The following is a 26,404-nucleotide window of genomic DNA, read 5'->3' as shown; positions in this document are numbered from 1 at the left end:
GCGGGAGCCGTTTGCGGGTTTAAGCCTTGGCCATGGCCATTGCATCCGACATCGTCTCGCTGGTGGGCAACACGCCGCTCCTCAAGCTCCATGGGCCGAGCGCGGAGACTGGCTGCACGATTTTGGGCAAGGCGGAATTTCTCAACCCCGGCGGCAGCGTCAAGGACCGGGCGGCGCTGTCGATCATCGAGGACGCCGAGGCGAGCGGCGAGCTGGCGCCGGGCGGGACGATCGTGGAGGGCACGGCGGGCAACACCGGCATCGGGTTGGCGGTGGTGGGCGCGGCGCGCGGCTACAAGACGATCATTGTGATGCCCGAAACCCAATCCCGCGAGAAGCAGGACACGCTGCGCGCGCTGGGCGCCGAGCTGATGCTGGTGCCGGCCGCGCCCTATGCCAATCCGGGCCATTATGTGCACACGTCGCGGCGGCTGGCCGAGGAGACGCCCGGCGCGGTCTGGGCCAACCAATTTGACAATATCGCCAACCGGCGCGCCCATGTGCGGACCACGGCGCCCGAGATCTGGGCGCAGACCGAGGGGCGGGTCGATGGCTTCACCTGTGCGGTCGGCACCGGCGGCACGCTGGCCGGGGTGGCGCTGGGGCTGCGCGAAATGCGCGCCGACATCCGGATCGCGCTGACCGACCCCGACGGGGCGGCGCTCTATAACTATTATGCCTGCGGCGAGCTGCGCGGCGAAGGCTCGAGCGTGTCGGAAGGAATTGGCCAGAGCCGCATCACGGCCAATCTGGAAGGGCTGAGCGTGGACGCGCAATATCGCGTGAGCGACCGCGAGGGGCTGAGCTGGGTGCGCCGGCTCAACGCCGAGGAGGGCATCTGCCTCGGCCTGTCTTCGGGCATCAACGTGGCCGGTGCGGTGCGGCTGGCGCGCGACATGGGGCCGGGCCACACCATCGTCACCATCCTGTGCAACTCGGGGCTGCGCTACCTCTCGACGATATGGAACCCGGAGTGGCTGGCCGCCAAGGGGCTGGACTGACCGGCTCCGCTTTTGCGGGACCTCGACGGCGAATCGGCGAGCGGCTATGGGGGGCGGCATGATCCAGCCGCGCGCATCTTCGAGATTTGCCAGCCAGCGGCTGATGCTGGGTCTGCTGGGGCTGGCGCTGGTGATGCTGGTCGTGTTGCTGATCTCCAGCCTGCAACGCCCGCCGCGCGAAGCCGCGCCGCGGGGCGGAGAGCCGCTGGCGCGGTTGGGCCTATTGCCCGACGCGGCCGGAGCGGCGGATGACGGGGCGGTCGCGCCGTGATGCAGCCGCTGTTTCCCCACAGAGTTATCCACAGGGCTTGGCGGGCGGCATGTGCGCCGGGCTTTGTCCATTTACGATGTTTTACCCAAGGCAGCCCATGAAATTGGCCCTGTTTCCCATCAATTCCCATTGAGACCCATGTAATCCCATGGTATGCCCAATCCACAGGGGAATTGGGCCTGATGCCGTGCTGGCAGCCTGCCCGATCCCCCGCCGCGGGTGGGTCAAGTGTCGAACGATGTCTTTCTTGGGTATGCGCTGAACGCGGTCGACGCGAAAAGTCGACTGTCGATTCCGGCTGACTACCGCGACGCGCTGACCGCGCGCGGCAGCGACCGCTCGCTTTACATCGGGCCGGGGCACGGCGGGGCGGACTGTCTGCTGGCCTATGACCAGCGCTATGTCAGCCATGCTGCGCGCGAGCATCTGGAGCGCCATGGCAGCTCGTCGGACCGGGCGCGCTTTGACGAGGCGGGGCTGCTGTTCGGCAGCGCGGCGACCGTGAAGATCGATGACGCCGGGCGCATCGTGCTGTCGGCGACGCTGAAGGCGCTGGGCGATATCGGCGGCCATGTCTGGTTTGTCGGCGGGCTTGAGTGGTTCGAGATGTGGAACCCGTGGCGCTATCTGGCGCGCGAGGGGCTTGACCCGCGCATTGCCCGGCTGGTGCGCGCCGAAATGGCCGCGCGCGGGCTTGACCCTGACAGCGAGCCGGGCCTGTGAGCGCGCCCGCCCTCCCCCATGTTCCCGTGTTGCTGGCCGAGACGATGGCCGCGCTGGCGCTGCGGCCGGGTGACATCTATGTCGATGCGACGCTGGGCGCGGGCGGCTATCTGCGCGAGGCGCGGCGCTTCGGCCTTGCCCATGCTTATGGCTTTGACCGCGACCCGGATGCGATCGCGATGAACGCCGACCTGGCGGCGCTGGCGGATGTGACGCTGATCGCCCGGCCCTTTGCCGAGATGGAGGCGGGGCTGGCCGCGCATGGGGTGGGCGCCGGCGGCGTGGATGCCATTGCCTTTGATATCGGGGTCTCGTCGATGCAGATCGACCGGGCCGAGCGCGGCTTTTCCTTTCAGGCGGACGGGCCGCTCGACATGCGGATGAGCCGCAGCGGGCCGAGTGCGGCTGACTTCATCAACAGCGCCAGCGAGGCCGAGATTGCCGATGTGCTGTGGCAGCTGGGCGATGAGCCCGCCTCGCGGCGGATTGCCCGCGCCATCGTCAACGACCGGCCGATGACACGGACCAGCGAGCTGGCGCGGCTGTGCCGCTCGGTGGTGGGCGGCAAGGCGGTGCCGGGGCGCGACGCGGCGACACGCACGTTTCAGGCGCTGCGCATCCATGTCAACGACGAGCTGGGCCAGCTGGATGCCGGGCTGGAAGCGGCCGAGCGGCTGCTGCGTCCGGGCGGGCGGCTGGCGGTGGTCAGCTTTCATTCGGCCGAAGACCGGCGGGTGAAGGACTTTTTGCGTGCACGCTCGGGCAGCACTCCCGCTGGCTCGCGCCACATGCCCGCCGCAGCGCCGGCGCGCAGCGCGACCTTTCTGAAGCCGGCACGCGCCGTGCGGCCAGGTGCTGCCGAGATTGCCGCCAACCCGCGCGCGCGCTCCGCAACGCTGCGCAGCGCCGTGCGCGCGAGCGCCGATCAGAGGAGGGTTGCATGAAGGATTTTGCTGGCTCGCTGCTGATGGTGCTGCTGACCATGGTGATCGGCATCGGCTGCTATGGGGCGGCGACGCACGGCGCCAGCCAGCGCGCCGCGATTGACGACATGCGCCGCCAGCTGATCGCCGAGGCGCGCGAGATCCGCGACCTTGAGGCCGAGCTGCGCACCCGCGCCCGGCTGCCGCAGCTGGAGCGCTGGAACGATCAGGTGCTGAAGATGTCGGCGCCTGCGGCCGGCCAGTTCATGGCCACGCCGGTGCAGCTGATCAATCTGGTGACCCCGCCCGAGCCGGTGGCCCCGGCGCTGGAGGCGCCGACGCTGCGGCTGGCCGTGGCCCCGGCCGCGCCAACCGAACAGGGCGGCATCGTGCGCACCGGCTTTGAGCCGGACGCGGCCTCCCCGGACATGGGACCGCCAGAGACGACCACCAAGCCGTCTGTCGTGCGCACGGCCTTTGAGGCGAGCCCGGCCGCGATGGACCAGCCCTGAGCGATGGCGACCCGCGCGCTTTCGCAATTGGGCGGGCCGACATCCGGCGGCGGGCGCGCGGGCCAGCCGCTGCCGGGCCAGCGCCAGCGCGCCCAGCGCAGCGCGCGGCAGCGGGCCATGGTGGTGATGCTGATGTTTCTGGCGCCGCCGCTGCTGTTTGGCGCGCGGCTGGTCGATCTGGGGGTCAATCAGGCGCGGCCGCTCGGCACGGCCGAGATTGGCAGCGCCGCGCCGCCGCGCGCCGATATTGTTGACCGCAACGGGGTCGAGCTGGCGCGGACCTTCGAGGCCTATGCGGTGTCGGTCGAGCCGCGGCGGCTGGCGTCTGACCCGCGCGAGCTCGCACGGCAGATCGCGGCGATCCTGCCCGATACAGATGCGGGCGCGATTTTTGACGAGCTGACGCACAGCGGCAGTTTCCGCTATCTGGCGCGCCGCGTGCTGCCCTCGGAAGCGCAGCGGATCAACGATCTGGGCGAGCCGGCGATTCACCTCAGCCGTGAGGCCGAGCGGCTTTATCCGAACTTCAACCTTGCCGCCCATGCGATCGGTTATCCCGACGACCAAGGGCACGGCGTGGCCGGCGTCGAGCGTCAGTTTGACGAGCGGCTGTCGAGCAGCGATGGGCGCGCCGAGCCGCTGGCGCTGTCCATCGATGTGCGGGTGCAGCAGGCGCTCGAACATGAGCTGGGCACGCTCTATCAGGCGCAGCGCGCCGAGGGCGCGGTCGGCGTGGTGCTTGACGTCGACAGCGGCGAAGTGGTGGCGATGACCTCATTGCCCGATTTCAACCCCAATGCGCCGGGCCAGGCGGGCGACGAGGCGCGCTACAACAAGGCCAGCTTCGCCACCTATGAGCTGGGCAGCACCTTCAAGGCGATCACCATTGCCAGCGCGCTGGAGGCGGGCACCATCGACAGCATTGCCAAGCGCTATGACGCCAGCGCGCCCATTCAGATGGGCCGGTTCCGGATCCGCGATGACCATGCCAAGAACCGCTGGCTGAGCGTGCCGGAGGTGTTCATCCACTCCTCGAACATCGGCACCGCGAAGATCGCCGTGGAAGCCGGGCGCGATGTGCAGCGCGCGACGCTCGAAAAGCTGGGCATGCTGGCGCCGCTCGAGATCGAGCTGCCCGAGCGCGCGCGGCCGCAATTTCCCTCGCTCGAGCGCTGGAGCGAGCTTTCGACGATGACCATCTCTTATGGTCACGGCATTTCGGTGACGCCGCTGCATCTGGCGGGCGCCTATGCGGCGCTGGTCAATGGCGGAATCTACCGCCAGCCGACGCTGATCAGGCAGGATGGCCCGAGGCCAGGCGCGCGCGTGTTCAGCCCCGAAACCTCGGCCAGCATGCGCCAGCTGCTGCGGCTGACGGTGACCGATGGCACCGGCAGGCGTGCCGATGCGCCGGGCTACCGGGTGGGCGGCAAGACCGGCACGGCCGAGAAGAACGCCAGCGGCCGCTATCAGCGCGGCACCAATGTCTCGACCTTTGCTGCCGCCTTTCCAATGGACGCGCCGCGCTATGTGATCATCGCGATGGTCGATGATCCGCGCGGCTCCAAGGAGAGCGCGGGCTTTCGCACCGCCGGCATGGTGGTGGCGCCGGCCGTGAAGCGGCTGGTCGAGCGCATCGGGCCGCTGCTCGGCGTCAAGCCCGAGCCGACGCGCGACCTTGATATCGCAGCCTTGCAGGCCGGGCTGAACGAAGCCCAGGCCGGGGGGAATGAGGGGTGCGGCTGGCAGCGCTCTTTGACGGCGGCGATGACACGGAGGTGAGCGGCTTTGCCATCGACCATCGGCTTGTCGGGCCCGGCACGGTGTTTGGTGCCTTCAAGGGCGCGCGGGTGAATGGCGAGGATTTCATCGCCGCCGCCGTGGCCGCGGGCGCGGTGGCGGTGGTGGCGCGGCCTGAAGCCCATGTGGAAGGTGCGCTGCATGTGCGCGCCGCCGAGCCGCGCGCCGTGTTTGCCCGTGCGGCGGCGCGCTTCTTCGCGCCCTTCCCTGCCGTCACCGTGGCGGTGACGGGCACCAACGGCAAGACATCGACCGTCGAGCTGACGCGCCAGCTCTGGGCACTGGCCGGGCATGAGGCGGCAAGCCTTGGCACGCTGGGCGTGACCACCAGCGCCGGCACGGCCAGCGGCGGCGGGCTGACGACGCCCGATGTGGTGCGCTTTCTGGCACAGATGGCGACGCTGGCCCGTGACGGCATCGACCATGCTGCCTTTGAGGCCTCCAGCCATGGGCTTTCGCAATATCGCACCGAGGGGCTGCCGGTGCGGGCGGCCGGCTTCACCAATCTGAGCCGCGACCATCTGGATTACCATGGCACGATGGAGGCCTATTTTGCCGCCAAGCTGCGGCTGTTCGACGAGGTGCTGGACGCCGACGGGACGGCGGTGATCTGGGCCGATGATGCGCCCTGGGCCGGGCGGGTGGCGCAAGCGGCCGCCGCGCGGGGGGTGCGCACGCTGAGCGTGGGGCGAAGCGGCGAAGCTTTGCGGCTGGTGGCGCAGACGCCCGATGCGCTGGGCCAATGGCTGGAGATTGAAGCGGGCGGCGTGCGCCAGCGGATCATGCTGCCGCTGATCGGCGAATATCAGGCGGCCAATGCGCTGGTGGCGGCCGGGCTGGTGATGGCGACCGGCGGCGACCCGGAGGCGACGCTGGCCGATCTGGCGCGGCTGCGGCCGGTGCGCGGGCGGCTGGAGCTGGCGGCGCGCAGCCGGGCCGGTGCGCCGGTCTATGTCGATTACGCGCATACGCCGGATGCGCTGGCCGCGGCGGCGGCGGCGCTCAGGCCGCATGTGCGCGGCCGACTGATTCTTGTGTTTGGCGCGGGCGGGGACCGGGACACCGGCAAGCGCGCGCTGATGGGCGAAATAGCCGCGCGGGTGGCCGAGGTCGTGATCGTGACCGACGACAACCCGCGCTCCGAAGATCCTGCTGCCATCCGCAACGCCATTCTCGTCGCCGCGCCCGGTGCCCAGAATATCGCGGATCGCCGGGATGCCATCGCCGCCGGTATCGCTGATGCCGGCGGCGATGACGTTGTTCTGATTGCCGGCAAGGGCCATGAACAGGGCCAGATCATCGGCGAGACCACCCTGCCCTTCGACGATGTGAGCGTGGCGCGCGAGGTGGCGGCGTGACGCCACTCTGGACCGCGCGCGACATCGCTGCGGCCACGGGCGGCACCGCATCGGCCGATTTCGAGGCGCACGGGGTCACCTTCGACAGCCGCGAAGTGGGGCCGGGCGACCTGTTTGTGGCGCTGGCCGGGAGCACCACCGACGGCCACCGTTATGCGGACGCAGCGCTGGCGGCGGGCGCAGCCGGGCTGCTGGTTTCGGCCGATGTGGCGGGGCCGCAGGTGCGCGTGGCCAATACGGCGGCCGCCCTTGAGGCGCTGGCGTCAGCGGCGCGGGACCGCGCGGCGGCCTTGCGGATCGGGGTGACCGGATCGGTGGGCAAGACCGGGGTGAAGGAGGCACTGGCCAAGGCGCTGGGGCGGTTTGCGCCGGGCGCGGTCCATGCCTCGGTGAAGAGCTACAACAACCATGTCGGCGTGCCGCTGAGCCTGGCGCGGATGCCGGCGGCGAGCCGCTTCGGCGTGTTTGAGATGGGCATGAACCATGCGGGCGAGCTGACCGCGCTGTCGGCGCTGGTGCGACCCAATGTGGCGATCGTCACCTGGGTGGCCTCGGCCCATATCGAGAATTTCGAGGATGAAGCCGGCATCGCGCGCGCCAAGGGGGAGATTTTCTCCGGCCTGAGCGATGGCGGCACGGCAATTCTGCCGCATGACAATGTGCATGCCCCCCTGCTGCGCGAGGCCGCATCGGGCGCGGCGCGGCTGATCAGCTTCGGGCTGGGCGACGGCGCGGATGTGAGGGCCGAGCGTTTCGTGTTGCATCCGGACTGTTCGTGCGTGACTGCGCGGCTCATCCATCCCGAACTGGGCGAGGAGCGGCTGACCTTCAAGGTCGGCATGGCCGGGCGGCACTGGGTGAGCAATGCGCTGGCGGTGCTGGCCGGGGTCTGGGCGGCGGGCGGCGACCTGGCGCTGGCCGGGCTGGCACTGGCCGAGCTTCAGGACCTGCCGGGCCGCGGCGCACGGCGGCGCGTCGCAGTGGGCGAGGGCCAGGCGATCGTCATCGACGAGAGCTACAATGCCAATCCGGCCTCGATGGCGGCCTCGCTGGCGGTGCTGGGCGAGATTGCGCCTTCGGGGCGTGGGCGGCGGCTGGCGGTGCTGGGCGCGATGAAGGAGCTGGGCCCGCGCAGCGACGAGTTTCATGCCGGTCTGGCACCAGATGTTGTGTCCAGCGGCGCCGAGACCATAATTGTTGTGGGCAACGAGATGAAAGCGCTGGCGGCGGCACTGGGCCGCAAGCTAGAGGTGAGACATGTGGCCAATGCGGCCGAAGCCCTGCTGGAGATCGATTTGGCTCTTCGTCCTGATGATGTCTTGCTGGTGAAAGGCTCGAACAGTGTCGGGCTGGGCGCGCTGGTGGCGGCACTGGCGGCGCGGCGCGTGGCGGCGGGCCATGAAGGGGGCAGCGAATGATCAATGCGCTGGCCGATCTCGCCGGCTTTGAGGGCCTGTTCAACCTGTTCCGCTACATCACCTTCCGCTCGGTAGCGGCGCTGGTGACGGCGCTGGCGATCGCACTGGTGATCGGGCCGCGCTTCATCAGCTTCCTGCGCAGCAAGCAGGGCAAGGGCCAGCCGATCCGCGAGGACGGGCCGGCCTCGCACCTGCTGACCAAGAAGGGCACGCCGACGATGGGCGGGCTGATGATCCTGATCGCGATGACGGTCTCGACACTTTTGTGGATGGATGTGAGCAACGGCTTTGTCTGGTCCTGCCTTGCCGTGACGCTCAGCTTCGGGGCGATCGGCTTTCTCGATGATTATGACAAGGTGACCAAGAGCAGCCATGCCGGGCTTTCGGGGCGGACGCGGCTGCTGATGGAGTTCTTTATCGCGGGCCTGGCCTGCACCTTCATCGCCAGCCGCACGGGGACCAGCCTTTACCTGCCCTTTCTCAAAGACTTCGCAGTGCCGCTCGGGATTTTCTACATCGCCTTTGGCGCCTTCATCATCACCGGCTTTGGCAATGCGGTGAACCTGACCGACGGGCTTGACGGGCTGGCGACCATGCCGATGGTGATCGCCGCCGCCGCCTTTGCCATCATCGCCTATCTGATCGGCAACATCCGCTTTGCCGATTATCTGGGCGTGCATCATGTCTCGGGCGCCGGCGAGCTGGCGGTGTTTTGCGCAGCACTCATCGGCGCCTGCCTTGGCTTTCTCTGGTACAATGCGCCGCCGGCGGCGGTGTTCATGGGCGATACCGGCAGCCTGGCGCTGGGCGGCGCGCTGGGCACCATCGCGGTGGTGACCAATCATGAGCTGGTGCTGCTGGTCATCGGCGGGCTGTTCGTGCTCGAGACGGTGAGTGTCATCGTGCAGGTGGCGAGCTTCAAGATGACCGGAAAGCGGGTGTTCCGCATGGCGCCGCTGCACCATCATTATGAGCAGAAGGGCTGGGCGGAATCGACCGTCGTCATCCGCTTCTGGATCATCGCCATCGTGCTGGCGCTGGCCGGCCTTGCGACGTTGAAGCTGCGGTGATCACCAGCTCCGCCTTTTCAGGCCAACGCTACGGCGTCTTCGGGCTGGCGCGCTCCGGGCGGGCGACCGTGGCGGCGCTGGTGGCCTCGGGTGCCGAGGTGCTGGCCTGGGACGACGGCGAGGCGGCGCGCGAGGCCTTTGCGGGGCCGCTTACCGACCTCAACGAGGCTGATCTGGCCGGGCTTGCGGCCATTGTCGTGTCGCCCGGCGTGCCGCACAGTGCGCCGATCTTCGCGCGCGCGGCCGCCGCCGGGGTGATGGTGATAGGTGACATCGAGCTGTTTGCCATAGCGCGGGCGGACCTGCCGCCGCAACGGGTGGTGGGCATCACCGGCACCAACGGCAAATCGACGACGACGGCGCTGGTGCATCATCTGCTCGCCAATGCTGGCGTGCCGGCTGCCATGGGCGGCAACATCGGCCTGCCGATCTTGGCGCAGGACCCGCTGCCGGCGGGCGGGGTCTATGTGCTCGAGCTTTCGAGCTATCAGCTGGAGATCACCCACAGCCTCGCCTGTGATGTGGCGGTGTTGCTCAACATCACGCCCGACCATCTGGAGCGGCATGGCACGATGGCGGCCTATGCGGCGGCCAAGGCGAGGATTTTCGCCATGCAGCGCCCAAGCGGCGTGGCCATTGTGGGGGGGGCTGCACAGGCAGACTTTACCCCGGCACCGGCCACGGCGCTGCGGATCGAGGAGGTGGCGACGCCGGCGCAGGCGGACTGGCCGGCGCTGCAGGGGCCGCACAATCTGGAAAATGCGCGCGCGGCCGTGGCAGTCGTGCGGGCGCTGGGGCTGGGCGAGGCGGAGATTGCCGCCGGGCTGGCCAGCTATGGCGGGCTGCCGCACCGGATGGAGCGGGTCGGCGTGCGCGGCGGGGTGCTTTGGGTGAATGACAGCAAGGCGACCAATGCGGAAGCTGCGGCGCCGGCGCTGGCTGCCTATGCGCGCACTCACTGGATTGCCGGCGGCAAGGCCAAGGGCGCTGATCTTGATGCGGTGATGCCGCATCTGGCCGGCGTGGTGGCGGCCTATCTGATCGGCGAGGCGGCGCCGGTGTTTCATGACATCTTGCAGGGGCGCCTGCCGGTGACGCTGTCGGGCACGCTGCCGCGCGCGGTGGCGGATGCGGCGGCGGCGGCGCGGGCGGGGGACACGGTGCTGCTCTCGCCGGCGTGCGCGAGCTTTGACCAGTTCCGGGATTTCGAGGCGCGCGGCGAGGCGTTTCGGGCGCTGGTGGCGGCGCTGCCGGAGGACGTTGCATGAGCGCGCCGCTGGCCTTTTCGCGCGGCGACCGCTCCTGGCTGGGCGAATGGTTCCGCACCATCGACAAGCTGCTGCTGACCCTGGTGTTCGCGCTGATCGGCGTCGGGCTGCTGGCGGTGGCGGCCGCATCGCCGGCGGCGGCGCAGCGGCTGTCGGGGATGAATTTCACCTATGACAGCCTTTATTTCCTGAAGCGGCAGATCATCTGGGTGGCGCTTGGCCTGCCGGTGATGATCGGGGTGTCGATGCTGCCGGTGCAGCTGGCGCGGCGGCTGTCGGTGTTGGGCTGCGGCGTGTTTGCGCTGCTGCTGGTGCTGGTGCTGTTCAGCGGCTCGGGCGAGGGCGCCAATGGCGCGGTGCGCTGGCTGTCGCTGGGCGGCTTGAAGTTTCAGCCGTCGGAATTTCTGAAGCCGATGTTCATCGTGACGACGGCGTGGCTCCTGTCGCTGCGCTTCGATGATCCCGAACTGCCGATGATGCAGCTCAGCTTCGGGATGCTGGTGGTGCTGGGCGGGCTGCTGGTGTTGCAGCCCGACCTTGGCCAGACGGTGCTGATCGCGCTGGTGTGGCTGGTGCAGGCGGTGCTGGCGGGCCTGCCGCTGGTGCTGGTGGGGGCGGCGATCCTGCTCGGGATTGTCGGGCTGGGGCTCGCCTATCTGAGCTTCAGCCACTTTGCCGAGCGCATTGACAAATATCTGTTCAACACCGGCGACACCTATCAGATCGACCGGGCGCTTGACTGTTTCCGTGCCGGCGGGCTGTTCGGGGTGGGGCCGGGCGAGGGGCGGATGAAGTTCCGCCTGCCCGAGCCGCACACCGACTATATCTTTTCGGTGATCGGTGAGGAGTTCGGCATCATCGCCTGCATGGTGGTGGCGGTGCTGTTTCTGGCCATTGTCGTGCGCGCCTTTCTCAACCTGCTTGATGAGGACGATCCGTTCGTGATGCTGGCGGCGGCCGGGCTGACGACGCAATTTGGCTTGCAGGCGACGATCAACATGGCGGTCAACCTCAACCTCGCGCCGTCGAAGGGAATGACGCTGCCGTTCGTGAGCCATGGCGGGTCGAGCTTCATTGCGCTGTGCCTTGGCATGGGGCTGCTGCTGGCGCTGACCCGGCGCAACCCGTTTCTCAAGGCCTCGCCCTATGCCGAGAGCTGGAGGGGCGCATGAGCGGGCCGTTCGTTCTCGCTGCCGGCGGCACCGGCGGGCATATGGTGCCAGCCCATGTGCTGGCCTGCGAGCTGATGGCGCGCGGCCATGAGGTGCATCTGGTGACCGATGCGCGGGGCCTGCGTTTTCCCGGCCTGTTCGAAGGGGTGCCGCGCACCGTGGTCGAGAGCGGCTCGGTGGCGCGCTCGGGGCTGCTGGCGCTGCCGAAGGTGGCGCTCGCGGTGCTGCGCGGCTGGGCGGCGGCGCGGACGCTGTTTCGCGAGATCCGCCCGCGCGCGGTGATCGGCTTTGGCGGCTATCCGGCGCTGCCGGGGCTGCTGGCGGCGGTCTCGATGCGGCTGCCGAGCCTGATCCATGAGCAGAATGCCGTGCTGGGCCGGGTCAACCGGCTGCTGGCGCCGCGCGTGCGGGCGATCGCCACCAGCTATCCGGCGGTGCGCGGGCTGGATGCGCGGCTGGCCGCGCGCGTGCGGCTGACCGGCAACCCGGTGCGCGCCGAGGTGGTGGCGGCGCGCGACACGCTGTTTGATGCCCATGCGAGCCGGCTGCGGCTGCTGGTGACTGGCGGCAGCCAGGGCGCGGCGGTGCTGAACAGCGTGGTGCCGGCGGCGGTCGCGCTGCTGCCGGCGCGGGTGCGGGCGCGGCTCGATGTCGTGCACCAGGGCCGCGACGAGGACGCCGAGGCGATGAAGCTGGCCTATGCCGAAGCCGGGGTGAGCGCGGTGATCCGGGCCTATTTCGAGGATCTGCCGCGCGAGATTGCCGCCGCGCATCTGGTGGTGGCGCGCGCCGGGGCCTCGACCGTGGCCGAACTGACGGTGGCCGGGCGGCCGGCGGTGCTGGTGCCGCTGCCGATCGCGGCCGATGATCATCAGGCCGACAATGCCCGCGCCATGGCGGGGGCGGGTGGCGCGGTGATGGTACGCCAGGGCGAGTTCACGCCCGCGCGTTTGGCCGACATATTGACCGCCTGGCTGGGCGACCCGGACGCGCTGGCGGCTGCGGCCGAGGCGGCGCGGGCGCTGGGCCGGCCCGATGCGGCGTCAGCACTCGCTGACCTTGTGACGGAGACCGCAGAGTGACGCCCCGCGCCGCATTGAAGCCCGGCTTTCGCACCGATATCGGCACCATTCACTTTGTCGGCATCGGCGGCATCGGCATGTCGGGCATTGCCGAGGTGATGAAGAACCTCGGCTTTTCGGTGCAGGGGTCGGACGTGGCCGAAAGCTATGTCGTGCAGGGGCTGCGCAAGAAGGGCATTGAGGTATTCATCGGCCAGCGCGCCGAGAATGTGGAAAACGCCTCGGTGGTGGTGATCTCGACCGCCATCAAGCGCGACAATCCCGAAGTGGTGGAGGCGGCCGCGCGCCGGCTGCCGATCGTGCGCCGGGCCGAGATGCTGGCCGAGCTGATGCGGCTGAAGAGCTGTGTGGCAGTGGCCGGCACGCACGGCAAGACGACGACGACCTCGATGGTGGCGGCGCTGCTGGATGCCGGCGGGCTGGACCCGACGGTGATCAACGGCGGGATCATCAACACCTATGGCTCGAATGCGCGGCTGGGGGCGGGCGAGTGGATGGTGGTGGAGGCCGATGAGAGCGACGGCAGCTTCCTGCGGCTGGGCGGCACCTTCGGGATTGTCACCAACATCGACCCCGAGCATCTCGACCATTGGGGCAGCTTTGATGAGGTGCGCGAGGCCTTCCGCCAGTTCGTCAATCAGGTGCCCTTCTACGGTGCGGGCATATTGTGCATCGACCATCCCGAGGTGCAGGCGCTGCTGCAGCGCGTGTCGGACCGGCGGATCGTCACCTATGGCTTTTCGGCGCCCGCCGATGTGCGCGGCGAGAATGTGACGCCGGTGCCGGGCGGCAACCGCTTTGCCGTGGTGGTGCGCGGGCGCGAGGGCGAGCGGCGGATCGAGGATCTGGAGCTGCCGATGCCGGGGCGGCACAATGTGCTGAATGCGCTGGCGGCGGTGGCGGTCGCGGTCGAGCTGGGGCTGGACGACACGGCCATCCGCGCCGGCTTTGCCCGCTTTGGCGGGGTCAAGCGGCGCTTCACCCGCGTGGGCGAGGTGGACGGCGTGACCGTCATCGATGATTATGGGCATCACCCGGTCGAGATCAAGGCGGTGCTGGCGGCCGCGCGCGAGGGCGTAGCGCAGGCGCCGGGCGGGCGGGTGCTGGCGGTGGTGCAGCCGCACCGTTTCACCCGGCTGCGTGACCTGATGAGCGAATTTCAGGCGGCCTTCAACGATGCCGATCTTGTGTATGTGACGCCTGTCTATGCCGCTGGCGAAACCCCGATCGAGGCCGTGGACGCGGACGCGCTGGTGGCGGGCCTGCGCGGCTCGGGCCACCGCGGCGCGGTCGCGGTGAGCGGGGCGGACGAGCTGGCCGAGAAGCTCGCCGTCGACGCCCGGGCGGGCGACATGGTGGTGTGCCTCGGCGCGGGCGACATCACCAAATGGGCGGCGGGGCTGGCCGAGGGCATTGCCGCTGTCAGGGCGCGCGGATGATGGCGGCGCTGGCCCTTGATCGAGGCGCGGTGCGCGGGCGGCTGGTGGCCGATGCGCCGCTGGCGCCGCTGGTCTGGTTCAAGGCCGGCGGCCGGGCGGACTGGCTGTTCGAGCCGGCCGATCTGGCCGATCTGCAGGGTTTTCTGCGCCAGCTTTCCGACGATGTGCCGGTGATGGCGCTGGGGCTCGGCTCCAATCTGATCATCCGCGATGGCGGCGTACCGGGCGTGGTGGTGCGGCTGGGCAAGGCCTTTGCCGGGGTCTCGGTCGAGGGCGACATGCTGGTGTGCGGCGGCGGCGCGTCGGGCATTTCGGTGGCGAGCAGCGCGCGCGATACCGGGCTGGCGGGGCTGGAGTTTCTGCGCGGGATCCCCGGCACGGTGGGTGGCTTTGTGCGCATGAACGGCGGCGCCTATGGGCGCGAGGTGGCCGATATTCTGGTCGATTGCGAGGTGGTGACGCGTGACGGCTCGTGCCGCACCCTGAGCCTTGCCGAGCTTGGCTATTCCTATCGCCATTCGGCGCTCCTGGTCGGGGCGATCGTGGTTTCGGCGCGGTTTCGCGGGGTGCCGGGCAAACCGGAGGACATTGCCGCCGAAATGGCGCGCATTGCCGCGGCGCGCGAGGCCAGCCAGCCGCTCCGGTCGCGCACCGGCGGCTCCACCTTCAAGAACCCGCCGGGCCACAAGGCCTGGGCGCTGGTTGATGAGGCGGGCTGCCGGGGGCTGACGCGCGGCGGCGCGCAAGTGAGCGAGAAACACACCAATTTCCTGATCAACACCGGCGAGGCCAGTGCGGCTGATATCGAGGCGCTGGGCGAAGAGGTGCGGGCGCGGGTGAAGGCGCATTCGGGCATCGAGCTGGAGTGGGAAATCGCGCGCGTGGGGCGGGCACCATGAAGGTGGCGGTGCTTATGGGCGGCTGGTCGGCCGAGCGCGCGGTCTCGCTCTCCTCGGGCGCGGGCGTGGCGGCGGCGTGCCGGGCGCTGGGCCACCATGTGAGCGAAATCGACATGGACCGCGATGTGGCGGAGAGGCTGCGCGCCGCCGCCCCCGATGTGGTGTTCAACGCGCTGCACGGCACGCCCGGCGAGGATGGCAGCGTGCAGGGGCTGCTCGATATATTGGGCCTGCCCTATACGCACAGCGGCTGCACCACATCGGCGATTGCCATCGACAAGCAATTGACCAAGGCCGTGCTGGCACCCGCAGGCGTGCGGATGCCGGGCGGGCAGATGGTGAGCCGCGCGCAGTTGTTTGCGGGTGATCCCCTGCCCCGGCCCTATGTGCTGAAGCCGGTGAATGAAGGCTCGTCGGTGGGGGTGGCGATCATCACCGCAGACACGCCGGTGATCGGGCCGGACGTGCCGGGGCCGTGGCAGGATTTCGAGACGCTGCTGGCCGAGCCGTTCATTGCCGGCCTTGAGCTGACCGTGGCGGTGATCGACGCGCCCGAGGGCCCGCGCGCGCTGGCGGTGACCGAACTCAGGCCCGGCAACGGCTTTTACGATTATGAGGCCAAATATACCGACGGGGTGACCGAGCATATTTGCCCGGCGGTTCTGCCCGCCGATATCGAGGCGGCGGCGCTGGAGACGGCGGTGCGCGCGCATCTGCTGCTCGGCTGCCGGGGCACCAGCCGCGCCGATTATCGCTGGGACCCGGCGCACGGGGTGGAAGGGCTTTATCTGCTGGAGGTCAACACCCAGCCGGGGATGACGCCGCTCAGCCTTGTGCCCGAACAGGCCCGCCATGTCGGCATGAGCTATGAAGCGCTGGTGCAGCGGCTGCTCGATGTGGCGCTGGATGGGGGGCCACGCTGATGGGCGCGGTCAAGACCAAGCGCGGCGAAAAGCCCAAGCAGCGCAAGGCGAAGGCCGAGGTGGTGCAGCGCGAGGCGCAGCCGCGGCTGAGCGCCATGCAGCGCCGGGCGCTGATGCTGGGGGTGCCGCTGACGGCTATGGCAACGCTGGCGCTGGCGGGCTGGGCCTATGACTGGCCGGGCAATGCGCGCGCCGCGCTGGCGCTGGGCAGTGCGGCGGCCGGGCTGGAAATCCGCCATGTCGAAGTGCGCGGGTTGGAGCAGGTGCCACGGCTAGCGGTTTATGAAGCGGTGCTGGCCGGGCCGAGCAACCCGATGCTGGCGACCGACCTTGCGGCGATCCGGATGCGGCTGCGGGCCATGCCCTGGGTGGCCGATGCCAGCGTCAGCCGGCGGCTGCCCGATACGGTGGTGGTCGATGTGCGCGAGCGCAAGCCGGTGGCGCTGTGGCAGAACGACGGGCGCTTTCACCTGATCGACATCACTGGCCGGGTGCTGGCGAGCGACGGGCTCGATGAATTTGCCGCCCTGCCGCTGGTGGTGGGCGACGGCGCCAACGCGCAGGTGGCCGGGCTGCTTGATCTGGCTGATGCCGCGCCCGCGCTGGCCGGCAAGGTGCATGCGGCGATATTGGTGGGCCAGCGGCGCTGGAACCTGCGCTTCAAGACCGGCGAGACCTTAATGCTGCCCGACACGCCCGAGCGGGCGCGCGCGGCGCTGACCCGCTTTGCCGCACTTGAAGCGAGCCTGCCCGAAGGGCGCAAGCTGCTGGGCGGGCAGTTCGAGCGGTTTGACCTGCGTCTGCCGGGGCAGATGGTCGTGGGCGGCGAGGAAGTGGCCAAGGCGATCGAGGCAGCGCGCAAGGCCGCCGACGAAGCAAAACGGGCGACGATCTGATGGCCAAGCTGCCCCTTGGCAATTCGCGCGGCACTGACCGCGCCATCGCGGTGCTGGATATCGGCACTTCGAAGGTGGCGGCGCTGATCGCGCGCATTGGCGATGATGGGGTGCCGGTGGTGATCGGCACCGGGCAGAAGCCGTGCCACGGCGTGACCAACGGGCTGGTGACGCATTTCGAGCGGACTGAGGCGGCGGTGCGCGGCGCGATGGACCAGGCCGAGCGTGCGGCGGGGATGCAGGCGGGCTTTGTCTATGGCTCGATTTCGGCGGGCAATCTGGTGTCAGGGCTGGTGCATGCCGAGATTGACATCGCCGGGGCCAGCATCACATCGGCCGACATGGACGCGCTGCGGCTGGCGGCGCGCGCCCAGATCCAGCCCGGCACCGCCACGGTGGTCCATGCCAAGCCGGCGCTCTATTCGCTCGACGGACAGGCAGCGGTGGAGACGCCGATCGGCTTTCATGCTGACCGGCTGGCGATCGATGTGCATGTGGTGACCGCCGACACGCCGCCCTTGAAGAACCTCGACCGGGCGGTGAAGCAGGCGCATCTGGGGCTGCGCACGCTGGTCGCCTCGCCGCTGGCGGCCAGCCTTTCCACGCTCGACCGCGAGGAGCGCGAGCTTGGCGTGGCGCTGGTCGAGATTGGCGCGGGCGTGACCACGGTCGCGGTGCACAGCTTTGGGATTTTGGTGGGCGTGGCGAGCATCCCCATGGGCGCGGCCGACATCACCGCCGACATCGCTTCCACCTTCGCCACGCGCATTGCTGACGCCGAGCGCATCAAGGTATTGGAGGGGGCGGCCGTGGCGGTGTCGAAGGACCATAGCGACCTTATCGACCTGCCGCCGATCAACGACGAGGGGCCGGGTGATCCGATGCGGGTGACACGCGCGCAGCTGATCGCCGTCATCCGCCAGCGGCTGCAGATATTGTTTTCGGAAGTGGAGGAGAAGCTGAAGCTGCTCGGCTTCACCGGGCCGCGCGCCCGGCAGATCGTGCTGAGCGGCGGCGGGGCGGAGCTGCGCGGCATTGCCGACCTGGCGCAGGGCGTGCTGGGCCGCAATGTGCGCGTCGGGCGGCCGGGCGGGCTGATCGGGCTGCCACAGGCGCAGAGCGGGCCGGCCTATGCGACGCTGGCCGGGCTGGTGCTGTTTGCCGCCGCCGAAGAGCCCGACATCTGGCACAACGCGCCCAACAGCCGCGCCGGGCCGGAGCGGACAGGCATTTTTTCAGCCCTTAACCGGCTGATCCGCAATTTCTGAGATTCCATTGCCACATCAATACATATAGTATGACGCCAGACAGGGGAGATACGAAATGCTGGAGTTCGAACGGACAGAGCTGACCGAGCTGAAGCCCCGGATCACGGTGGTGGGCGTTGGCGGCGCGGGCTGCAACGCGGTGGCCAACATGATCGCGGCACAGCTTCAGGGCGTCGATTTCATCGTCGCCAACACCGATGCCCAGTCGCTGGCGGCAAGTCAGGCGGAGACGCGCATCCAGCTCGGCATGAAGATCACCCAGGGGCTGGGCGCCGGCGCGCGGCCCGAGATCGGCCGGGCGGCAGCCGAAGAGACGCTCGACCAGCTCGAGACCAGCCTTGAGGGCGCGCACATGTGCTTCATCGCCGCCGGCATGGGCGGCGGCACCGGCACCGGCGCAGCGCCAGTGGTGGCGCGCGCGGCGCGGGAGAAGGGCATCCTGACCGTGGGCGTGGTCACCAAGCCCTTCACCTTCGAAGGCTCGAAGCGGATGCGCCTTGCCGAGGAGGGCATTGCCGAGCTGCAGAAGGTGGTCGACACGCTGATCGTCATTCCCAACCAGAATCTGTTCCTGATCGCCAACCAGTCGACCGGGCTGGCCGAGGCCTTTTCCATGGCCGACCAGGTGCTGCATCAGGGCGTGCGGGGGATCACCGACCTGATGATCCTGCCTGGCCTCATCAACCTCGACTTTGCCGACATCCGCACGGTGATGAGCGAGATGGGCAAGGCGATGATGGGCACCGGCGAAGCCAGCGGCGAGGGCCGGGCGCTGGCGGCGGCGGAGAAGGCAATCGCCAATCCGCTGCTCGATGAAGTGTCGATGCGCGGCGCCAAGGGCGTGATCATCAATGTGACCGGCGGCAACGACCTGACGCTGATGGAGCTGGATGAAGCCGCCAACTTCATCAAGGAAATGGTCGACCCGGATGCCAACATCATCGTCGGCAGCGCGCTCAATCCCGAGCTTGAAGGCATGATGCGCGTTTCGGTGGTGGCGACCGGCATCGATGCCGCTGCCCGGCCCGAGCCGGTGCGCCCGCGCGCGCGCGTCGAGACGCCGGCCGTGGCCGCTGCCCCGGTCGTGCCGCCGGTGCAGCCGAGCATCTTCAGCACACCGGCCAGCGTGGCGCCGGCTGCGGCTGCGCCCGCAGCCGCGCCCGCAGCCGCGCCCGCCGCACCTGCGGCCGAGCCGATCGAGCAGGCGGCGGCGCCGAGCGCCGATGCGGACGAGGAGGATGAAATCGACCTTGGCGCCGTGGGCGAACGGGTGGACGACACGCCCAAGGCTGGCCTCGACACCTTTCGCTTCACCCCGGTGAAGGCGCCGGCCGTGGGCAATGCCCGGGTCGTGCCACCGGCAACGCCCGTGGAGGAGCCCGCGCCTGCGTCGCAGCCCGAAGCCGAGGAGCGGCCGCAGACGCTGTTCGAGAAGATGCTCGGCCTGTCGCAGGGGCATCGCGGCAAGCCGGCGGCGCCCGCTCAGACGCTGGCGCCCGAGCCCGAGGCGAAGGAGCCGGACGTCGATATTCCGCCCTTCTTCAAGCGGCAGGTCAACAACTGAGCCGCTGCCGCTGGCGAGGGATTGCCGCGCGACCCAGCGTAGGGGGGCATGGCCTTGCTCCCCTCTTCCGATCAGGCGATTGCGCTCAACCGCTTCGGGCTGGGCGCGCGCGCTGATGAGCCGCTGCCGGGCCAGCCGAAACGCTGGCTGATCGACCAGCTGGGCCGCTTTGAGCCGCGGCCGGCCGCGCTGAAGGGCGTGCCGGGCAGCGACCGGGCCGGAGCCGACATGCGCAGCTATGTGCAGGGGCTGCGGCGCGGGCAGGAGGGCGCGGGGCAAAAGGATCTGGAGGCCGAGGTGCGGCGCGCGCTGCGCCGCCAGTTTCGTGACTATTATGCGAGCCATGTGAGCGCGCGGATCGAGGCGGCGCTGACCACGCCGGCGCCGTTTGCGGAGCGGCTGGTGCATTTCTGGGCCAATCATTTCGCCGTGTCTGTAGACAAGTTCCAGACCATTGCGCTTGCTGGCACGATGGAGTTCGAAGCCGTGCGGCCGCATCTGCTGGGCCGGTTCGAGGAGCTGCTGCTGGCCGTGGTGCACCACCCGGCGATGCTGCTCTACCTTGATCAGGCGCAATCAATCGGGCCGGATTCGCGGCTGGGCCAGGCCGCGCGGCAGCGGCAGGCGAAGCGGCAGGTGGGGCTGAATGAGAACCTCGCCCGCGAGATTTTGGAGCTGCACACGCTCGGTGTCGATGGCGGCTATGCGCAGGCCGATGTGCAGGCGCTGGCCGCCGGGCTGACCGGCTGGAGCGTGGGCGGCTTCGTGCGCCGGCCGATCGGCGACCCCGCGCCCGACGGGGCGTTTGTGTTTCAGACCCGCTGGCACCAGCCGGGCGCGCAGACGCTGCTTGGCGTGCGCTACGGCCAGGACGGCGAGGCGCAGGGCCGCGCCATGCTGCGCGCGCTGGCGCGGCACCCGGCCACCGCACGCCACATCTGCACCAAGCTGGCGCGGCATTTCGTGGCCGATGTGCCGCCGCCGGCGCTGGTAACCCGGCTGACCGGGGTGTGGACCGCGAGCGGCGGCGATCTGGCCCGGGTGGCGCAGGCGCTGGTCGAGGCGTCCGAGGCCTGGGCGCCGGCGGAGAAGTTCAAGACGCCGTGGGACTGGACCGTATCAGCGCTGCGCGGGCTGGGGCTGCGGGAGGCCGACGACCTGCGCTACCCGCTGGCGCTGACCGCGCTTGGCCAGCCGGTCTGGCGGCCGGGCTCGCCGGCCGGCTGGGATGATGTGGCGGCGAGCTGGGCGGCGAGCGATGCGCTGATGCGCCGGGTCGAGCTGGCCGGGCGGCTGGCGCGGCGGCTGGGCGACCGGGCCGATGCGCGCGCGCTGGCGCCCAAGCTGCTGCCCGGCGCGCTGAGCGCGGGCACCGCGCGCGCCGTCGCCCAGGCCGAAAGCCCGGCGCAGGCGCTGGCGCTGCTGCTGGTCAGCCCCGAATTCATGCGGAGGGTGTGAGCCATGTTGTTGAGCCGCCGGACCATGATCGCCCTGCCGTTGCTGGCGGCCCCCGGGCTGGCGCTGGCCGCGCCGCCAACCGAGCGGCGGCTGGTGTTCATTCTGCTGCGCGGCGCGATGGACGGGGTGGCGACCGTGATCCCCATGGGCGACCCGGCGCATGCGCGGCTGCGCGCGCGCCTCGCGCCGCCGGAGGCTGCGGGCAACTCCTTTCGGCTCGACAGCGATTTCAGCCTGCATCCGGCGCTGGCGACCATGACGGGGCTTTATGGGCGCGGCGAGGCGGCCTTTGTCCATGCGGTTGCCTCGCCCTACCGCGAACGCTCGCATTTCGATGCGCAGAATGTCATCGAGACCGGCGGCACGCGCGCCTATCAGATGGCCGATGGCTGGCTCAACCGGCTGCTGCCGCTGCTGCCCAAGGCCGAGCCGGCGGTGGCGATCACGCCGACGCTGCCGCTCATGCTGCGCGGCGCGGCCCCGGCGACAAGCTTTGCGCCCTCGCAGCTGCCCGATGCCGATGCCGCGCTCCTGGCGCGGGTCGAGACGCTTTATGCTGATGACCCGCTGCTCGGCCGGCTTTGGGCCGAGGCCAATGCGGCGCGCGACATGGCCGGGGCGGACGCCAGCGGCCGCGCCTCGCCGGCCGCGCTTGGCCGGCTGGCGGCAACCTTTCTGGCCAAGCCGGACGGGGCGCGCGTGGCGGCGATCGAGCTGGGCGGATGGGACACGCACGCCAACCAGTCGGGGCGCCTCAACACCCAGCTGCGCCAGCTTGATGGCTGTGTGGCGGCGCTGAAGGAGGGGCTGGGCGCGGCCTGGGGCGAGACTTTGGTGGTGATGGTGACCGAATTCGGCCGCACCGCCGCCCCCAATGGTACTGGCGGCACCGACCATGGCACGGCGAGTGCGGCGCTGCTCGCGGGCGGCGCGCTGTTGCGGGCGCGGGTGATGGCGGACTGGCCGGGGCTGGCGACGGCCCAGCTCTATCAGGGGCGCGACCTGCGCCCGACCCTTGACCTGCGGGCGCTTCTGGCCGGGCTGATGGGCGAACATTTCGGGCTGGACCCGGCGCTGGTGGCGCGCCGCGTGTTTGCCGACAGCGCGCTGCGGCCAGTGACGGGGCTGGTGCGCGCCTGAGCGATCAGCCGGTGGTCAGCGCCAGCTTGCCGTCGCCTTCATCGACATGGATGGTGCTGCCATCGGGCACGGCGCCCGACAGGATGAGGTCGGCGAGCGGGTCTTGCAAATGGCGCTGGATGCTGCGCTTCAGCGGCCGCGCGCCATAGACCGGATCATAGCCGACCCGCGCCAGCCAGCGCCGCGCCGCATCCGTCAGATCGAGCGTCACCTTGCGGTCTTCGAGCAGCGCCTGCACGCGGGCGACCTGCAGATCGACGATCGGCGCCATGGCCGCCTCGCCAAGCCGCTGGAACAGCACGATCTCATCGAGCCGGTTGAGGAATTCGGGGCGGAAATGGCCGCGGACCACCTCCATCACCTGCGCCTCGGCATCGCTCACCGGCTGCTCGTCGCGCAGCGCTGCGATATATTGCGAGCCGAGGTTGGAGGTGAGGATGATCAGCGTGTTGGTGAAATCGACCGTGCGGCCCTGGCCATCGGTGAGGCGGCCATCATCGAGCACCTGCAGCAGCACGTTGAAGACATCGCCGTGCGCCTTTTCGACCTCGTCGAACAGCACCACCTGATAGGGCCGGCGGCGCACCGCCTCGGTGAGCACCCCGCCTTCATCATAGCCGACATAGCCCGGCGGCGCGCCGATGAGGCGGGCGACCGAATGCTTCTCCATGAATTCGCTCATGTCGAGCCGCACCATGGCGCGCGGATCATCGAACAGGAAGGTGGCCAGCGCCTTGGTCAGCTCGGTCTTGCCCACACCCGTGGGGCCGAGGAAGAGGAAGCTGCCAAGCGGGCGATTCGGATCTTGCAGGCCGGCCCGCGCGCGGCGCACGGCAGACGACACGGCGCGCACCGCGGCGGCCTGGCCGATGACCTGAGCCGACAGGATCTCCTCCATCTTCATCAGCTTCTCGCGCTCGCCCTCGAGCATCCGGTCGACGGGGATGCCAGTCCAGCGCGAGACCACGGCGGCGATATCGTCGGCGGTCACTTCCTCGCGGACCATGGCATCGACGGTCGCGCCCTCGGCCTCATTGAGCGCGCGCTCGAGATCGGGGATGCGGCCATAGGTCAGCTCGCCGGCCTTGGCATAGTCACCGGCGCGCTGCGCCTGCTCCACCTCGATGCGGGCGGCGTCGAGCTGCTCCTTGATATGGGTGGCGGCGTTGAGCTTGTCCTTTTCGGCGGTCCAGCGGTGGGTCAGCGCGCTCGATTCTTCCTCAAGGCCCGCAAGCTCGCTGCGCAGGGCCGTCAGCCGGTCCTTGGAGGCGGTGTCGGTTTCCTTTTCGAGCGCCGCTGCTTCAATCTTGAGCTGGACGATGCGCCGGTCAAGTGCCTCGATCTCCTCGGGCTTGCTCTCCACCTCCATGCGCAGCCGCGAGGCGGCCTCGTCCATCAGGTCGATCGCCTTGTCGGGCAGGAACCGGTCGGAGATGTAGCGGTTGGACAGCGTCGCGGCGGCGACGATGGCGCTGTCGGTGATGCGCACGCCGTGGTGCAGCTCATATTTCTCCTTGATGCCGCGCAGGATCGAAACGGTGTCTTCGACCGTGGGCTCGCCCACCATCACCGGCTGGAAGCGCCGCTCAAGCGCCGCGTCCTTCTCGACATATTTGCGATATTCGTTGAGCGTGGTGGCGCCAATGCAGTGCAGTTCGCCGCGGGCGAGCGCGGGCTTCAGCAAATTGGAGGCATCCATCGAGCCTTCCGACGCGCCGGCGCCGACCAGCGTGTGCATCTCGTCGATGAACAGTACGACATCGGCCCCTTCGGCGCGCACCTCATCGAGCACGCCCTTCAGCCGCTCCTCGAATTCGCCGCGATATTTGGCACCCGCAATGAGCGACCCCATGTCGAGCGACATCAGCCGCTTGTCCTTGAGGCCATCGGGCACGTCACCATTGGCGATGCGCAGCGCCAGACCTTCGACCACCGCGGTCTTGCCCACGCCCGGCTCGCCGATCAACACGGGATTGTTCTTGGTGCGCCGCGCCAGCACCTGCACGGTGCGGCGGATTTCCTCGTCGCGGCCGATGACCGGGTCGAGCTTGCCGTCGCGCGCGGCCTGGGTCAGGTCGCGGGCATATTTCTCAAGCGCGTCGAAACTGTCTTCGGCGCCCGCGCTGGCGGCCGTGCGGCCCTTGCGGGCGGTCTCGATGACCTGGTTGAGCGCCTGCGGGGTGACAGCCGCCTTGGTGAAGGCGGGGGCTGTGGCCGGCGCCATGGCGAGCGCGGTGAGCAGCCGCTCGACCGTGACGAACTGGTCCTTCGCCTTGCTGGCCAGCTGCTCGGCGGCATCGAGCACGCGCACGCTGTCGTTGGTGAAGCTGGTCTGCTGCGCGCCGCCGCCGGTGACCTTGGCGATTCTGGCCAGCGCAGCGTCGGTCTCGGCCGTGAGCATGGCGGCATCGCCGCCGGCCTTAGTGACGAGATTGGCGGCCATGCCCTGCTCATCGTCAAGCAGGGCCTTGAGCAGATGATGGGGGGTGACCTGCTGATGATCGTTTCTGATCGCAACCGTCTGGGCGGCTTGCAGAAAACCTTTGGCGCGGTCGGTGAATTTTTCGATATTCATGACACTTAGATGGTGTGGCTTAAATGCAACACAAGAGGGCGGTCAGCTTTTTTTCAGGCGGGCAAAAACGACACCGCCAATGGCGCCGGACAAGATCATCAGCACGAGGCCTTCGGTGGTGCGCGCGCCGGCGATGGGCGTCATGGAAAACTGCAGCTTCATGAGGAAGAGCGCGGCCGCGATGGCGACCGCGCCGGCCAGCGGATAGGCGAGCGGCGGGGCAAAGCGGTGAAGCCGCGACGCGACGGCGAAGGCAATGGCGAAGCCGATGGCGACGACGACGCCAAGCGCTGGAAGCAGGCCAAGAAAATCCCGCCCGATTGTGGCGAGGCGCAGGCCCGGCGGAATGGCGACGCCGAGATCGACCAGCCCCTGCTGCACCATCAGCGAATGGATGAGGCTCATGCCCATCGTGGTGACGAGAGCAGCAGTGAGCCAGATTGGCAGGATACGAAGGCGGCGCATAATGCTAGATTATCATGGTCTGCGAGGTGGGAGCCATAGAAATGCTGCGATTCTTGATGTTGGCGTTGCTCTGGGCGGGCGGGGCGACAGCGCAGCAGGTCGAGGTGAAGGCGACCGGGCTCAACCATCCCTGGAGCCTTGCCTTTCTGCCGGACGGCGCGGTGCTGGTGACCGAGCGCAATGGCCGTCTCAAGCGAATCGCGCCTGATGGCCGCCTCACCGAGATTTCCGGCGTGCCGGCGGTGTTCCATGAAAGCCAGGCGGGGCTGTTCGATGTCGTGCTGCACCCGCGCTTTGCCGAAAACCAGACGCTGTTCCTCTCCTTCGCCAAGGGCGACTTCAAGGCCAATGCCACCGCCATCGTGCGGGCGCGGCTGGAGGGGAACCGGCTGACGGGCGTGCGCGAGATCTTCGTCAATGCGCCGATGAAGGCGGGGCCGGTGCATTTCGGCGGGCGCATGGTGGCGCTGGGCGATGGCTCGCTCGTGATGTCCACCGGCGACGGCTTTGATTACCGCGAACAGGCGCAGGTCAAGGCCTCGGGGCTGGGCAAGATCGTGCGCATTGGCGGCGATGGCAGCATTCCGGCCGACAATCCTTTCGAACGCTCGCCGGTCTGGTCATGGGGGCATCGCAACCCGCAGGGCCTCGCGCTTGATGCCGAAACCGGCACGCTCTGGGCGCATGAGCATGGTCCTCGCGGCGGTGACGAGGTGAACCGCATCGAGAAGGGGCGCAACTATGGCTGGCCGGTGGCGACCCGGGGCCTTGATTATTCCGGCGCGACGATCAGCCCGTTCCAGTCCTATCCCGGCATGGAGGAGCCGCGTGTCGTCTGGGTGCCCTCGATCGCGCCCTCGGGGCTGGCGGTCTATCGCGGCGACATGTTTCCGGAGTGGCAGGGCAGCCTGATTGTCGGCGCGCTGGCGTCCGAAGAGCTGCGGCTGGTAACGCTCGATGCCGGTGGGCGGCTGACCGCTCAGGCGCGGATCGTGCCCGAAATCGACGTGCGGGTGCGCGATGTGCGCGTGGCGCCCGACGGCGCGGTCTGGGTGACGACCGACGAGCCGGAGGGCCGGGTGCTGCGCGTTTCGAAGGCCCCGTGACCGCGGCAGGCAAACAATCAGGTTACACGATTACGCCTTGTTGCTAAGCAAGGTGGGAGAAACAGGGAGACTG

Annotated in this window: 23 protein-coding genes; 21 read left to right on the top strand and 2 right to left on the bottom strand. The window is 69.2% G+C overall.

Features of this window, described 5'->3' with window-relative positions; all coding sequences use genetic code 11:
- The first annotated feature begins 32 nt into the window (after positions 1–32).
- From ACMVO5_RS13430 to ACMVO5_RS13335, 20 genes are all read left to right on the top strand, one after another.
- Positions 33–1,001, top strand: a complete 969-nt coding sequence (locus ACMVO5_RS13430; protein ID WP_416907995.1) for a cysteine synthase A — start codon at positions 33–35, stop codon at positions 999–1,001.
- Between the two features lie 58 nt (positions 1,002–1,059).
- The gene (locus ACMVO5_RS13425) at positions 1,060–1,272 is read left to right on the top strand and encodes a hypothetical protein (RefSeq protein WP_416907994.1); all 213 of its coding nucleotides are present in this window, start codon (positions 1,060–1,062) and stop codon (positions 1,270–1,272) included.
- Between the two features lie 228 nt (positions 1,273–1,500).
- Positions 1,501–1,995 carry a division/cell wall cluster transcriptional repressor MraZ gene (locus ACMVO5_RS13420; protein ID WP_416907993.1) on the top strand — a complete coding sequence of 165 codons (495 nt, stop codon included), beginning with the start codon at positions 1,501–1,503 and terminating at the stop codon, positions 1,993–1,995.
- A 44-nt stretch (positions 1,996–2,039) separates the two neighbouring features.
- Entirely contained in the window at positions 2,040–2,939 is a 900-nt protein-coding gene (gene rsmH / locus ACMVO5_RS13415) for a 16S rRNA (cytosine(1402)-N(4))-methyltransferase RsmH (protein ID WP_416909385.1), read from the top strand.
- Positions 2,936–3,430 (top strand): hypothetical protein, encoded by a 495-nt coding sequence (locus ACMVO5_RS13410; RefSeq protein WP_416907992.1) that lies wholly within the window; start codon positions 2,936–2,938, stop codon positions 3,428–3,430. The genes rsmH and ACMVO5_RS13410 overlap by 4 nt, the downstream gene beginning before the upstream one ends.
- Before the next feature lie 3 nt (positions 3,431–3,433).
- Positions 3,434–5,212, top strand: a complete 1,779-nt coding sequence (locus tag ACMVO5_RS13405) for a peptidoglycan D,D-transpeptidase FtsI family protein (protein ID WP_416907991.1) — start codon at positions 3,434–3,436, stop codon at positions 5,210–5,212.
- The gene (locus ACMVO5_RS13400) at positions 5,167–6,588 is read left to right on the top strand and encodes a UDP-N-acetylmuramoyl-L-alanyl-D-glutamate--2,6-diaminopimelate ligase (protein WP_416907990.1); all 1,422 of its coding nucleotides are present in this window, start codon (positions 5,167–5,169) and stop codon (positions 6,586–6,588) included. Before ACMVO5_RS13405 ends, ACMVO5_RS13400 begins: the two co-directional genes overlap by 46 nt.
- Positions 6,585–8,006, top strand: coding sequence for a UDP-N-acetylmuramoyl-tripeptide--D-alanyl-D-alanine ligase (locus ACMVO5_RS13395; protein WP_416907989.1), 1,422 nt, complete (start codon positions 6,585–6,587; stop codon positions 8,004–8,006). The genes ACMVO5_RS13400 and ACMVO5_RS13395 overlap by 4 nt, the downstream gene beginning before the upstream one ends.
- A complete protein-coding gene (gene mraY / locus ACMVO5_RS13390; RefSeq protein WP_416907988.1) occupies positions 8,003–9,076 on the top strand; it encodes a phospho-N-acetylmuramoyl-pentapeptide-transferase in 1,074 nt (357 codons plus the stop codon). The genes ACMVO5_RS13395 and mraY overlap by 4 nt, the downstream gene beginning before the upstream one ends.
- Positions 9,073–10,344, top strand: coding sequence for a UDP-N-acetylmuramoyl-L-alanine--D-glutamate ligase (gene murD, locus ACMVO5_RS13385; RefSeq protein ID WP_416907987.1), 1,272 nt, complete (start codon positions 9,073–9,075; stop codon positions 10,342–10,344). The genes mraY and murD overlap by 4 nt, the downstream gene beginning before the upstream one ends.
- Positions 10,341–11,516, top strand: coding sequence for a putative lipid II flippase FtsW (gene ftsW, locus ACMVO5_RS13380; RefSeq protein WP_416907986.1), 1,176 nt, complete (start codon positions 10,341–10,343; stop codon positions 11,514–11,516). Before murD ends, ftsW begins: the two co-directional genes overlap by 4 nt.
- The gene (gene murG, locus ACMVO5_RS13375; RefSeq protein WP_416907985.1) at positions 11,513–12,598 is read left to right on the top strand and encodes an undecaprenyldiphospho-muramoylpentapeptide beta-N-acetylglucosaminyltransferase; all 1,086 of its coding nucleotides are present in this window, start codon (positions 11,513–11,515) and stop codon (positions 12,596–12,598) included. Before ftsW ends, murG begins: the two co-directional genes overlap by 4 nt.
- A 77-nt stretch (positions 12,599–12,675) precedes the next feature.
- On the top strand, positions 12,676–14,037 hold the full coding sequence (gene murC, locus ACMVO5_RS13370) for a UDP-N-acetylmuramate--L-alanine ligase (RefSeq protein WP_416909384.1): 1,362 nt from the start codon (positions 12,676–12,678) through the stop codon (positions 14,035–14,037).
- Positions 14,034–14,936, top strand: a complete 903-nt coding sequence (murB, locus tag ACMVO5_RS13365; protein WP_416907984.1) for a UDP-N-acetylmuramate dehydrogenase — start codon at positions 14,034–14,036, stop codon at positions 14,934–14,936. The genes murC and murB overlap by 4 nt, the downstream gene beginning before the upstream one ends.
- A complete protein-coding gene (locus ACMVO5_RS13360; RefSeq protein WP_416907983.1) occupies positions 14,933–15,859 on the top strand; it encodes a D-alanine--D-alanine ligase in 927 nt (308 codons plus the stop codon). Before murB ends, ACMVO5_RS13360 begins: the two co-directional genes overlap by 4 nt.
- Positions 15,859–16,755 carry a cell division protein FtsQ/DivIB gene (locus ACMVO5_RS13355; protein ID WP_416907982.1) on the top strand — a complete coding sequence of 299 codons (897 nt, stop codon included), beginning with the start codon at positions 15,859–15,861 and terminating at the stop codon, positions 16,753–16,755. The genes ACMVO5_RS13360 and ACMVO5_RS13355 overlap by 1 nt, the downstream gene beginning before the upstream one ends.
- The gene (gene ftsA / locus ACMVO5_RS13350; protein WP_416907981.1) at positions 16,755–18,023 is read left to right on the top strand and encodes a cell division protein FtsA; all 1,269 of its coding nucleotides are present in this window, start codon (positions 16,755–16,757) and stop codon (positions 18,021–18,023) included. The genes ACMVO5_RS13355 and ftsA overlap by 1 nt, the downstream gene beginning before the upstream one ends.
- 55 nt (positions 18,024–18,078) lie before the next feature.
- A complete protein-coding gene (ftsZ, locus tag ACMVO5_RS13345) occupies positions 18,079–19,587 on the top strand; it encodes a cell division protein FtsZ (protein WP_416907980.1) in 1,509 nt (502 codons plus the stop codon).
- Between the two features lie 48 nt (positions 19,588–19,635).
- Positions 19,636–21,045, top strand: a complete 1,410-nt coding sequence (locus ACMVO5_RS13340; RefSeq protein WP_416907979.1) for a DUF1800 domain-containing protein — start codon at positions 19,636–19,638, stop codon at positions 21,043–21,045.
- 3 nt (positions 21,046–21,048) lie between these two features.
- Positions 21,049–22,185, top strand: coding sequence for a DUF1501 domain-containing protein (locus ACMVO5_RS13335; protein ID WP_416907978.1), 1,137 nt, complete (start codon positions 21,049–21,051; stop codon positions 22,183–22,185).
- Positions 22,186–22,189: 4 nt separating this feature from the next.
- On the opposite strand, the gene clpB is transcribed toward ACMVO5_RS13335, so the two are convergent.
- Both clpB and ACMVO5_RS13325 read right to left on the bottom strand, forming a co-directional pair.
- Positions 22,190–24,760: an ATP-dependent chaperone ClpB gene (gene clpB / locus ACMVO5_RS13330; protein ID WP_416907977.1), complete on the bottom strand. Its 2,571-nt coding sequence runs from the start codon at positions 24,758–24,760 to the stop codon at positions 22,190–22,192.
- A 42-nt stretch (positions 24,761–24,802) separates the two neighbouring features.
- Positions 24,803–25,225: a hypothetical protein gene (locus ACMVO5_RS13325; RefSeq protein ID WP_416907976.1), complete on the bottom strand. Its 423-nt coding sequence runs from the start codon at positions 25,223–25,225 to the stop codon at positions 24,803–24,805.
- 41 nt (positions 25,226–25,266) lie between these two features.
- Between ACMVO5_RS13325 and ACMVO5_RS13320 the strand changes: the two genes are divergently transcribed.
- Positions 25,267–26,331, top strand: a complete 1,065-nt coding sequence (locus tag ACMVO5_RS13320; RefSeq protein WP_416907975.1) for a PQQ-dependent sugar dehydrogenase — start codon at positions 25,267–25,269, stop codon at positions 26,329–26,331.
- Positions 26,332–26,404 lie beyond the last annotated feature (73 nt).

The organism is Polymorphobacter sp. (assembly GCF_048007885.1).
Classification (GTDB): Bacteria; Pseudomonadota; Alphaproteobacteria; order Sphingomonadales; family Sphingomonadaceae; genus Sandarakinorhabdus.
This window is presented reverse-complemented; position numbering and strand designations above follow the sequence as displayed.